The sequence below is a fragment of the Neobacillus kokaensis genome (assembly GCF_014656545.1).
Classification (GTDB): domain Bacteria; phylum Bacillota; class Bacilli; order Bacillales; family Cytobacillaceae; genus Neobacillus; species Neobacillus kokaensis.
The window spans coordinates 171,976-183,251 of sequence record NZ_BNDS01000008.1; the positions used below are offsets into that span (position 1 = coordinate 171,976).

Sequence of the window (11,276 nt, forward strand, 5' to 3'; positions counted from 1 at the left end):
CGATCAGTTTGTCCCATAGGCGGGTTCTATGGGACTGTTTCTTTGATTGGAGCGATTATTTTGTCCCATAGGCAGGTTCTATGAGACTGTTTCTTCGATTGGAGCGATCAGTTTGTCCCATAGACGGGTTCTATGCGACTGTTTCTTTGTTTGGTGCGAGCGGTTTGTCCCATAGACTGGTTCTATGGGACTGTTTCTTTGATTGGAGCGTTCATTTTGTCCCATAGGCGGGGGCTATGAGACTGTTTCTTTGTTTGGTGCGAGCGGTTTGTCCCATAGGCGGGGGGCTATGGGACTGTTTCTTTGTTTGGAGCGTTCATTTTGTCCCATAGACGGGTTCTATGGGACTGTTTCTTTGATTGGAGCGTTCATTTTGTCCCATAGGCGGGTTCTATAGGACTGTTTCTTTGTTTGGAGGGATCGGTTTGTCCCATAGACGGGTTCTATGCGACTGTTTCTTCGATTGGAACGATCAGTTTGTCCCATAGGCGGGTTCTATGCGACTGTTTCTTTGTTTGAAGCACTCGGTTTGTCCCATAGGCGGGTTCTATAGGACTGTTTCTTTGTTTGGAGGGATCGGTTTGTCTCATAGGCGGAGTCTATGGGACTATTTCTTTGTTTAGAGCGATCGGTTTGTCCCATAGGCGGAGTCTATGGGACTGTTTCTTTGTTTGGAACGATCGGTTTGTCCCATAGGCAGGGTCTATGGGACTGTTTCTTTGTTTGGTGCGATCGGTTTGTCCCATAGGCGGGTTCGACAGATGGGCCAATTCCCACCACTTACCACATTTCCTTAATAATCCGAACCAACAGTCTTGGGATAAACATTACAATATTCCAAGCCACTTCAAATATGAATGAACTCGTAATCTCGGCAATAACTTCTTTAAAAAAGCCGTCCTCCTTTTTCTTTTTCGTTTTTTTCATACTCATCCTCCACACCTATTATCATTTTAAAATCCTGTCGATTTTTTCAAATATATGATTCTTGAAATATTCAGCTGCCATTTTAGTATTTTCTCCAGATTACGCTTTTCCTAGCAAATATAAAAAGAATATTGCTTTATTCGGAGGGGATTTTTACAAGACCAGAATGGTTTTTACTTATATAAACGGGCGGATGGTAATAATGTTTTAAAAGAGTTAAGACAAATATCTGACGGTGGCATTTGGTTAGTGATGAGCGAAGAAGAGGTAAGAGGAAAGAAAATTAAACGGGAAAGGATTTTGATGGGGCAAAATGCAATTAAAAACCAAGATTCCCCCGCCTCCATAGTTTATATTAAATCAATTGAAAATCTTTAAGATCATAATTAACAGAATGGAGATTGAAAAAAACCCCGCGATAAAGCATCCAAAATACCTAATTGGCTTCGGCATCTTTTTCAAATCTGCCTTGGCAAGGTTTTCCACATTTCCTTCAATCTTGTTCATATGGTCGATGACGTCGTTAATTGGTTTGTTTTCCTCTCTCATCCAATCACTCCTATTAAAACGGATCCGCGTTTAATTTTTTGGAAGTTGAAAACCTAATTAAACCAAGTACCAAAAATACCATACTAACAGCCCATAGGACTCCTGCCATCCCAAGCCGTAAAGATATTTCCTCAGAGGCCATGGGGTGATTCACATCAAAACGAATGGCATTTAACGCTTGCCCGACCGCCCCGCTAAAAAACAGCAAAAACCCGAGCACCAAACTGTAAGCCGTTCTGAACGATTTGCGTTTTTTCGAAAATAACAATAGCAAAACAGCAATAAACGTTACGCCCATAACGAATGAAAAACCGCCTATTAACATGGTCATGGTTTCTTGCTCCATTGGCAAAATCAGTCACCCCTATTAAAATATAGGTTTATTTTAACATAATTACCCTTATTTCCCTACTACTATAAAACTGTTACAAGACAACAAACCTCCAAAATAAAGGCCTGCACCATTGTGCAAGCCCCTTTTGATCATAATTGCTTATTCATTTAAGATGGTCAGCTGCCAAACCGTTGATTCCCGTAACGGCGTTCTTCAGGAATCGCACCCTGCCCGTCTTTCAGCTGGGGTTTACGAAACTCGTCTATCGAATATCCCTCTGCAATCCTACGGCCGCCATCTTCTTGCAGCTGCGGGTCTAGGTCCATCGTTAAGCCTTCTCTCTGCAGCACTTGATCAGTATTTGTCGAATCATCTTTCCCAGTTCCGCAGCCGCAGTCTTCCTCACGCTGTCTGTCCTGATTCATTGCCCCGTTTTCCCTCTGCGTCTGTCGGTCACCGTTCATCGAACCTGATTCCCTCTGCGTCTGTTGGTCGCTGCCCATAGATCCGGGTTCTCTCTGTATCTGTCGGTCACCATTCATCGAACCTGATTCTCTCTGCAGCTGTCGGTCGCCGTTCATCGAACCTGATTCTCTCTGCAGCTGTCGATCGCCGTTCATCGAACCTGATTCTCTTTGCGTCTGTTGGCCGCCGCACATAGAGCCTTCTTGCCTCTGCATCTCCTGGTCAGCATTCATACCCTTTTGTTCATTTTCAGCCCGTAACTTTCTATCATTATTATAAGAAGCGCTCTCTCCGCTATTGTCCTGCTTTTGATGCAGCGCGTCATTTCCATTATATCCTGCTTGTTCCATATCCTTTTCTTGTGCATAATTTTTTGCCATGATTCATTCCTCCTCTATTTTTCTAGTATCGTGCCTGCTGCCATGTGCCTGTTGAAAAGGTTTCCGGACCAGCACTCCACATACTTCTACACACCTTCCTTCTAGATCAAGCTGGATTCTTAAGTCAGGTTAGCTAAATCTAACCTTGGTCATGTTGTACCACCTGGACACGTTTTAAAACTACCTTTTTTAAAAACTATTCAAAAAACGTCCCTTTCTTTTTTCCCTTTAACAGGTCGCCTGTCCAGCCTCTGATTTTTAAATAACCGTACAGCAAGAGTGTAGAGATGATGATAAGAATAATGGAAAAAATATAGCCAAACTTCCACTCCAGTTCAGGCATATGCTTGAAATTCATGCCCCACAACGCCCCGTACGCCATAATCGGGGTAAAAATGGTGGTAATGACAGTTAAGGTTTTCATAATCTCGTTACCGCGGTGGGAGGAAATGACCTCCTCCAAATTAATGATCGAATCGAGCTCATGTTCATACTCGTTCAGCAGTGTGAAAGCCCGATCAATCCGCCTGGTTGTATTGACATAAATCTCCCCGTCTTCGTGAAGACCTATTTCCTCAATCCCCATATTAACCTCTTTCATTGGAATCAACAGATTCTTCCACACCAGCAGCTCATGCCGGCGCTGGTACACAAGCTCAAGAATCCCCGTTTCATTTCGCTTTTTTACACTCCAAATAAGGGTTCGAAGCGCCAGTTCAAACTGATCAATTTCCACCAGCAGGTCATTCATCAGTTCCCCTAATAAAAGTAAAAAGCCTTCCGCTGCATTTTCCGTCTTCTCTAACCGCCGCTCCAATTCGTCGAGATTCGTTTGTGTCAGTTCGTCCCATTCAAGATCAACGGTCACCAGCATGTTTTTTGTCAGGTAAAAATGAAAAATCTTATAATCCCGTTCCTTGTTTAAATTCTGCTTATAAATCAGCGACCCCTTCACCGCCTTGTCCAAACTGCTCACCCGCAGGCAATTGGTTTGATGCTTCCGGACCTGCTCGAGCCAGTCGTAGACCGTGATGGGAATCTGATTTTTCCCCTTTTCATTTTGGCCTAGCTGCACCCATTTCCACTTGTTCGTCCCAATGTATTCCTCCAAGCCTCACCACTCCTTTTTAAAATTAATCCCCTGCATCACGGAAAACGAAACCTGTTTAATGTTTAGAGGCTGATTTTAGCGGGTATGCATAGGACAAATAGGATAAGGAGGAATTCAAGATGAAACGAGCATTAAGTATGAGTTCATTATTGGCTGTTGGGGTCGGTGCATCGGCAGTATGGTTATCGAACAAACCAAACCGGATCAAAGCAGAGACCTTCTTACGAGATTTAAAGCGAAAGGTCATACCTACGGTTTATGAAAAGAGCGAGCAGCTCCCGATTGAAAAAGGCGGCAACCCACACCCGCACGACATACCAGACAACAAGATGGTGGACGAGGGTTCGACCTACGCGGTGCAATTTTATAACGAAAAAATGCAATAATATTGGGGCCGGCTGGGTCCCCTTTTTTTTGAGGTGAACCATGATACTCTTCTTATTTATCTATTTTGTTATCATTTTCGCAGTCATAGAAATTTTTGTGATTTTATTTCGCTTAACGGGATTAAAACGGGATGTATCCCGGTTTCAGGTTATTTCGATGATGACCGCAACCGGCTTTACGACCGGGGAATCCGAGCTGATTCTCGGCCACCCAATCCGCCGCAAGCTCGCCACGTTTTTGATTCTGTTTGGCGTCTTCTCCCTGGCGGTGATTATTTCATCGATCAGCCAATTTTTATCGCGCGGCCTCGGATTTCGGGAAATATTGCTTGGTGCCGCTGTTGTTATGCTGATTTGGGGCGTATTAAGGATTGGCCGAGTGCAGCGGATGTTAGCGGCATTTTTTAATCGAAAAATAACCCAACAGGTCGAGCTTGCTGACCTGCCGATTCGGGAGGTATTTTTGAAAAATAAACACGATGCCTTGGTAAATCTGCATATTTTTCAAGATTCCGCGCTAGCCGGGCAGACGCTGAACCAAGCCGTTTCCGATCATGACGGGCTGGAGCTCGTCGTCCTGTTCATCAAACGCGGGAATGTGATTTTCAGAAAAAACATTTATGATACACGGCTGCAAGAAGGAGACCGGATTTTGGTGTATGGACTGGAAGATGTTATTATGAAGGTTTTCGGTGATGATATTGCGGTTATGGAGAAAAGGTTGAAGAATCTCGATATTTCTGAGGAGGAGGTGTTGTAGGTGGTGGGGCGTTATGAAGGACACTTCCTTTTGGGGTTCCCTGCAAATTGGCCTTCATCCACCTTATGAAGACCAAATCTTTCTGGTTTTTCCTGCAAACTGGCCCTCATCGACCTTATGAAGACCAAATCCTTTTGGTTTTTCCTGCAAACTGGCCTTCATCCACCTTATGAAGACCAAATCTTTTTGGTTTTCTCGCAAACTGGCCTTCATCGACCTTGTGAATCTTCAACCGCCGTAGTGAAGGCAGAAGAAGCTGTCCACAGGTAGAAATCCCTTCTGTTTAAAAAAGGGATTTACCTATTAGTCCTATCCACATGGTAAATACCTTTTTTTAACCTAGTATCCTTTTATAGAAAATTAGGATGACTCCGCAAACCATAGCTGTTCCAGCTAATGTTAGCAGAAAAAACAAAGGAGAAATCGACGAACCAAACGCTGCCTTGTTTTGAAGGGTATGTACTGTTTCCCATTTATTTGCCACATCTGGTTCATAGTATTTTGTTTTTATATAGCCTATTAAAATCGTACTAACTAAATAAATTAAGTGAATGATTACTGCCCCAATACATGCTTGAAGAACTAGCTTCATCCCAGCACCTCCCACCTTTAATTCTACCATAATAATCCAAATTTGTATTTGGATATTCCCTCTATAAGTGCTCCTTAGTAAGAAAATTTCCATTTGACGGGCAAGGTGATTATAGGCCTGATAAATTTGGTATGGGAGAGGGTCCTTTGACAGGTTTACGCCAAAGTATTCCTTTATAGGCAATGGGAGAGGTTTTCATGACCTGAAAGCCAGGAAACTTTCCTTTGTCGGTCAATAAAAGGGAGAATCTGTCCTTTAAAAAATCTATTAAAGACAGTTTGCTAGTTTTTTAAGAGGCAAAATTTCCATATGTTCTAAGTACATCTTCCTATGTTACTGCAGGTCGGCCACGTAGAACCGCTCTACGCGACCGTACATACAATTCCCCCAAATAGCCCGGGCATGTAGAAGAAGGAACATCCGTCTATCCCCCAAAATCTTCATCCCTTTTTAACCTCTAAAAACCGAATATGATACCCCTCCGCTTCTTTCACCTTAAACGACCATCCAGCTGCGACTATTTCTAATCCGCCTGTAACCTCTGCATCCGCTATTTGCGAAAGAAACCAGCCACCGAGCGTATCGATATCATCTGCAGCTAAATCAGTTCCAAGGAGATCATTCATATCACGAATTGGAACTTTAGCATCCACAATATAGTGATTTTCCTCTACCTTGCGGATCTCCGGCACTTCATCGGCATCAAACTCGTCCCTGATCTCACCGATTATTTCTTCAATCATGTCCTCCACCGTCACCAGTCCCGAGGTGCCGCCGTATTCATCCATCAAGATTGCCATTTGAATCCCTTCCTTCTGCATCCGAAGCAGTAAATCATGAATAGGAATTGTTTCAATCGCATGAATCACCGGCTGGACAAACTTTCCTAGATCCCATTCAGATCCTTTAATGGCGATTTGCGCTGTTAAAAACATTTTTACGTTAAGCATCCCAATAATATGGTCCTTATCCCCTTCCATCAACGGATAGCGGGTATAATTTTCTGTTTTCAGCTGGTGAAAAACCTCCTGCCTCGATGCATCCACTGATATGCAGCTCATTTCTGTGCGCGGGACCATAATTTCCTTTGCAATCCGCTCGTCAAATTCAAAAATATTATTCAAATATTGCCATTCATTTCGGTTAATTTCCCCGCTCTCATAGCTTTCAGCGAGGAGGATCCTTAATTCTTCCTCGGAGTGAGCCAGTTCATGTTCGGATGACTGCTTTAAACCAAATAACCTGCCTAAAAACCTAGCCGAACCGTTTAACGCCCAAATGAACGGATACATGACTTTATAAAAAAGGATCATAGGTTTAGCAAAAAGCAGCGTAATTTGCTCCGCTTTTTGAATAGCGATAGATTTGGGTGTTAATTCCCCTGCGACCACGTGGATAAAGGTGACAACGACAAATGCAAGCGTAAACGAAACGATATGTGTGACCGTTTTATTCAAATGGAGCAGCTCCAGCAGCGGATGAAACAGCCGCTCGACCGTCGGTTCACCTAGCCATCCAAGTGCCAGCGCCGTCACTGTGATTCCGAGCTGGCAGGCCGATAAATATTCATCCAGATGGGTAACCAGCTGTTTTGCCGAAACCGCGCTCCGCTTACCTTCCGCAATCAATTGTTCAATCCTTGATCTCCTTACCTTAACAATGGCAAATTCCATCGCTACAAAGAAGCCGGTTAAGGCAATTAGTATGGCAATAATGACTAGATTTAACAACACCGTCATTGTATCCACCTCCATTTATTGTATTTTTTAAGGGCTCATATCATTTATCGGTGAACCCTATTAATTTATCGGCGGTTTTCAACCATTTATCGGCGAACTCTGCTAATTTATCGGCGATTTTCACCACTTATCGGCGAATCCTACTAATTTATCGGCGATTTTCACCATTTATCGGCGAATTCTACTAATTCATCGGCGAATCCACCAAACAGCAATCTTTTAATAAAAACAATCCGAAACCGCTTGAGGATTTCGGATTGTCAGCGCTCAACTTCTATAAACGGTCGTCTAGTTTATCATCAAGCTTCTCTAAATATTTCGCGGCAAATGCCTTTCCGCCAAGTCCGAAGGCCAGTCCAAAGGCAAGCGCCAGACCGCCGAGGACGAGAATGAAGGCAGCATTGACGATGGAATGAGCGACACCGAGCTGATCTAATGCCATAAAGATCGTAATCGTAAAGATAGCATATTTCGCGACCGCAGCAAGGGTGCGTGAATAAGTGTTTTTTAAGATGTTCTGTAAAATCCGTTCCACTAGATGGCCTAAATATAAGCCAATTCCTAAAATTAACAGTGCCGTTAACACCATCGGCAGATAGGCAATAATTCCTGTTGCCAAGGTAACTAGGAAGTCTAAATGAACAAGTTGTAAGGCTTCTGCTGTAAATAATAGAATAATCACGATTTTTACAAGCAGCCCAACAATTTGTGACAAGGTATTTTTCTCAGGTGTAAGTGCGCCGATACCCATTTGGTGGAAAATAGAATCAAATCGTAAGCGCCATAGCAGCTGTGTGACGATTTTTTCCACCCATTTTCCTAAAGCAATACCCGCGAGAATCAGGATGATAGCAGCAATGATGTTTGGAATCAGGGTCAAAATATCATGAAGCATCGCGATTGCGGGTTCCGAAATCCCTCTAAGATCTAATTTTTCCAAAGCCGTTATTATCGTTGGAATTAAGATGAGGATGAACACAATGTTTCCAATAATAGTGGAAATATTAGGCCCCTCCGGTGTTTTCATGAATCCGAAGCGTTCGCCGATTCGGTCTGCACCAATCCCCTTTAAAAAGTTGGTTAAAATATCGCGGACCAACTTTGCTACGAGCCAGCCGATAAACACGATCAATGCGGCAGCAAATAGCTTTGGAATGAAGCTCAACATGGTTGACAGCGCATGTGTGAACGGTTCAGAAATCCCCTCTATATGCAATGCGCTCAAGACTGCTGGTAAAAATAGCAGCAGGACAAAATAGAAAACTGTTTTGGCAATACTATTAATTTTTTGGGCTGCCTCAAGCCTGGTTTTAGCCATTTTCCATTGAACCAGACGATCCTGGAAGTGAAACATATCGGCTGCTTTTGTAAACAGCAGGCGGATGAGATAGGCAGTCACCCATGCTAGCAGCAGGATAAGAGCTGCTTTTAATAGGTTAGGAATCGCCGCAGTTATCGTCGATACCATGTTAACGAGCGGCTCTGCGATTAAGTGCAGATTCAACATGTTGAAAAAGATAATCCAAACAAAAACTAGCAGCATATAGTAGACTATTTTTCCAATGACCGATTCGGCGGAGTGTTTCCCCGTTCCAACCTTCCCAAATACCTTATCGTCAAAGCTTGTTTTCTTTAATGCGGCTTCTACAGCCTTGCCAATCCCCTTTGCCGCAAGCCAGCCAATTAATAAAACTAAAAGTGCTAATAATACATGGGGAATTTGGTCGGTGTATATGTACCAGCCATTTAAAATATCTCTACCTCTCATTTACCATCTCTCCTTCGCATTATTGTTTGGTAGGTGTAATACCCGGCACTCTCATTTTCAAACACCTTGTTTTTAACAGGTTTCGTTTACTAATTTGATGGGAATATATTCAGCAATCCAATTTACCAAAAAAGGAGGAGTTAAAATGAAAAAGATTTTAACAAGCAGCTTGGCTGTGATGCTGACTTTCGGCGGTTTAGCTGGCTGCGGCGATGGGGTCGACCAGGATAACGGCATCAATGATGGTGAACAGAAGGATGCAATTGATAAAGATACAAAAGAGGACTCAAAAGAAGGCTTTGAGAAGGCTAAGGAAAATATGAAAGAAGTTAAAAAGGACGTAGAGAAGAAATTAGAAGAAGAAGGCTACGGGGATGGCGTTGATCAGGATAACATAGACAACGATGGAAAAACAGATGATAAGGAAGATAACAAAAGACCTTAAAATAGGATGTTTCATAGTTTTACACATTGGGTACTAGATTAATAGAACAATTTAAAGAGGAGGAATTGGATATGAATGAAGACAAGGTAAAAGGCGGTCTTGATCAAGTAAAAGGTGAAGCAAAAGAGCAATGGGGTAAATTAACCGACGACCGTTCGACTGAAGCTGAAGGAAAAATTGATAAAGCGAAAGGCAAAGTCAGAGAAGGCGTTGGAGAATTAAAGGATAAGTTTAAAGAATGAGGAAAAGCCAGCTGCACATTTTAAGCAGCTGGCTTTTTTGCCGGTGTCAGGCACCAACTCTTATTTAAAGAAATCCCCGATAACATCCATGTTATTCTGCATGAAGTCGAAGGCGATGTTTGGCATGACGCCTAGTAGGACGGAGCCGACAACAGCAATAATCAATACAACAAGAATACCAAATGGAATGTTAAACTTACTTTCATCCTCAGCTGGGCGGAAGAACATTTGTGTCATAACACTGAAATAGTAGAAGTATGACACCACGGTGGTCGCAATCATGATTGACGCAAGTACATAATGTCCGGGTTCCGCGTAAAACGCACCAATAAAGATGTTTAATTTACCAATAAAGCCTGCTGTTCCTGGGAAGCCTGCTAAGGAAACAAGCAAGATACCCATCGCAACAGCTAATACTGGTGCTCGGCGGTATAAACCGGCAAAGTCAGCAATCTTCGTTGAACCTGCTTTTTCCGTCACCACTTGGATAATCGCAAATGCGCCAAGGTTCATCAAAAGATAGGCAAGCAGGTAGAACCAAATAGATTGGAACATATTTGTCGTTAGCGACGTTAAGGCCACTAGCAAGTAACCCGCATGGGCAATACTTGAATAAGCAAACATCCGTTTAATATCCGACTGCCTTAAGGCAACAACGTTACCAATGATCATCGTTGCACCGGCAATGACTGCTAGGTAGTTCTGCATGTCGTATAAAATTGGAATCGAATCTTGCCCTTTTGTTGCCGCAAAGCCAAACACAGTCAGCAAAATGCGGATGACAATGACAAAGCCGGCAATTTTTGAAACGACACTCAAGAATGCGGTAACTGGTGTTGCAGCACCTTGGTAAACGTCAGGCGCCCACATATGGAACGGTGCGGCTGCCAGTTTAAACGCTAAACCAACGACAATCATCAAGAAAGCTAATGTAAGCAGATAGACATGGTTGCTATCAGCGAGTGCAGCAAGCTGGCTCGCCATTTCAAGCAAATTCGTTGTGCCGGTTAAACCGTACACATAGCTCATCCCGAACAAAACAATTGCACTGGAAATACTGCCATTAACTACGTACTTCATGGCCGATTCATTGGACTGACCATGGAATTTACGAATACCAGCCAATATATAAGAACTTATTGATAACAACTCAAGCCCGATGAATAGCGTAATTAAATCGCCGCTTGAAGTCATTACCATGGCGCCAAGCATGGCAGTCATAAGCAAATAATAAAACTCAGCTTGATAGCGTTCAACACCGTCTTTTGGTTCATAGCTGACGGCTAAAAATAATACGAGCGCACCGCCGACAAGAATTAGCAGTTTAAACGCTAAGGCAAAGCTGTCAATCCGGAATGTGTCATGCAAAATCGATTGAACCGGGCCGCCGATCATCGAGGCTGTTGATACCAATGCAGCAAATGTTGCAGCAATTCCGATCCAGCCAAGGATTTTTCGGTCCAATGTTTTTGGCATAAATAAATCCATTAATATAAGGATGGCAATCACACCCAGGATAAGAAATTCTGGTGTCATGATGCTCCAGTTTAGTTGTGAAAATGTCTCAAGACTCAAGTC

The 11,276-nt window shown here is 43.0% G+C and carries 13 protein-coding genes; 4 read left to right on the plus strand and 9 right to left on the minus strand.

The annotated features are described in order from the left end of the window. Positions 1-780 precede the first annotated feature (780 nt). The 5 genes from IE222_RS11650 to IE222_RS11670 all read right to left on the minus strand — a co-directional run bounded on the left by IE222_RS11650 (position 781) and on the right by IE222_RS11670 (position 3,766). Positions 781-927 (minus strand): hypothetical protein, encoded by a 147-nt coding sequence (locus tag IE222_RS11650; RefSeq protein WP_191272925.1) that lies wholly within the window; start codon positions 925-927, stop codon positions 781-783. Positions 928-1,287: 360 nt separating this feature from the next. Further along, complete coding sequence (locus IE222_RS11655) at positions 1,288-1,476, minus strand: hypothetical protein (protein ID WP_191272927.1); 189 nt, start codon at positions 1,474-1,476, stop codon at positions 1,288-1,290. Positions 1,477-1,489: 13 nt separating this feature from the next. Continuing rightward, positions 1,490-1,822, minus strand: coding sequence for a hypothetical protein (locus IE222_RS11660; RefSeq protein WP_191273013.1), 333 nt, complete (start codon positions 1,820-1,822; stop codon positions 1,490-1,492). A 164-nt stretch (positions 1,823-1,986) separates the two neighbouring features. Next, the gene (locus tag IE222_RS11665) at positions 1,987-2,655 is read right to left on the minus strand and encodes a hypothetical protein (RefSeq protein WP_191272929.1); all 669 of its coding nucleotides are present in this window, start codon (positions 2,653-2,655) and stop codon (positions 1,987-1,989) included. Between the two features lie 196 nt (positions 2,656-2,851). Then, a complete protein-coding gene (locus IE222_RS11670; protein ID WP_191272931.1) occupies positions 2,852-3,766 on the minus strand; it encodes a magnesium transporter CorA family protein in 915 nt (304 codons plus the stop codon). A 119-nt stretch (positions 3,767-3,885) separates the two neighbouring features. Here IE222_RS11670 and IE222_RS11675 point away from each other — a divergent pair, with 119 nt between their 5' ends. Together IE222_RS11675 and IE222_RS11680 are read left to right on the plus strand one after the other, a co-directional pair. After that, on the plus strand, positions 3,886-4,152 hold the full coding sequence (locus tag IE222_RS11675) for a YbyB family protein (protein ID WP_191272933.1): 267 nt from the start codon (positions 3,886-3,888) through the stop codon (positions 4,150-4,152). 40 nt (positions 4,153-4,192) lie between these two features. Then, positions 4,193-4,912 carry a TrkA C-terminal domain-containing protein gene (locus IE222_RS11680; protein ID WP_191272935.1) on the plus strand — a complete coding sequence of 240 codons (720 nt, stop codon included), beginning with the start codon at positions 4,193-4,195 and terminating at the stop codon, positions 4,910-4,912. A gap of 334 nt (positions 4,913-5,246) precedes the next feature. Here the strand turns inward: IE222_RS11680 and IE222_RS11685 are convergent, their stop codons facing one another. The 3 genes from IE222_RS11685 to IE222_RS11695 form a co-directional block, all read right to left on the minus strand. Next, complete coding sequence (locus tag IE222_RS11685; RefSeq protein ID WP_191272937.1) at positions 5,247-5,504, minus strand: hypothetical protein; 258 nt, start codon at positions 5,502-5,504, stop codon at positions 5,247-5,249. Between the two features lie 440 nt (positions 5,505-5,944). After that, entirely contained in the window at positions 5,945-7,243 is a 1,299-nt protein-coding gene (locus IE222_RS11690) for a hemolysin family protein (protein WP_191272939.1), read from the minus strand. A 274-nt stretch (positions 7,244-7,517) separates the two neighbouring features. Then, positions 7,518-9,011, minus strand: coding sequence for a mechanosensitive ion channel (locus IE222_RS11695; RefSeq protein ID WP_191272941.1), 1,494 nt, complete (start codon positions 9,009-9,011; stop codon positions 7,518-7,520). A gap of 145 nt (positions 9,012-9,156) precedes the next feature. Between IE222_RS11695 and IE222_RS11700 the strand changes: the two genes are divergently transcribed. Together IE222_RS11700 and IE222_RS11705 are read left to right on the plus strand one after the other, a co-directional pair. Beyond that, on the plus strand, positions 9,157-9,456 hold the full coding sequence (locus IE222_RS11700; RefSeq protein WP_191272943.1) for a hypothetical protein: 300 nt from the start codon (positions 9,157-9,159) through the stop codon (positions 9,454-9,456). A 71-nt stretch (positions 9,457-9,527) separates the two neighbouring features. After that, positions 9,528-9,698: a CsbD family protein gene (locus IE222_RS11705; RefSeq protein ID WP_191272945.1), complete on the plus strand. Its 171-nt coding sequence runs from the start codon at positions 9,528-9,530 to the stop codon at positions 9,696-9,698. Between the two features lie 60 nt (positions 9,699-9,758). Here the strand turns inward: IE222_RS11705 and nuoN are convergent, their stop codons facing one another. Then, on the minus strand, positions 9,759-11,273 hold the full coding sequence (nuoN, locus tag IE222_RS11710; RefSeq protein WP_191272947.1) for an NADH-quinone oxidoreductase subunit NuoN: 1,515 nt from the start codon (positions 11,271-11,273) through the stop codon (positions 9,759-9,761). Positions 11,274-11,276: the final 3 nt, after the last annotated feature.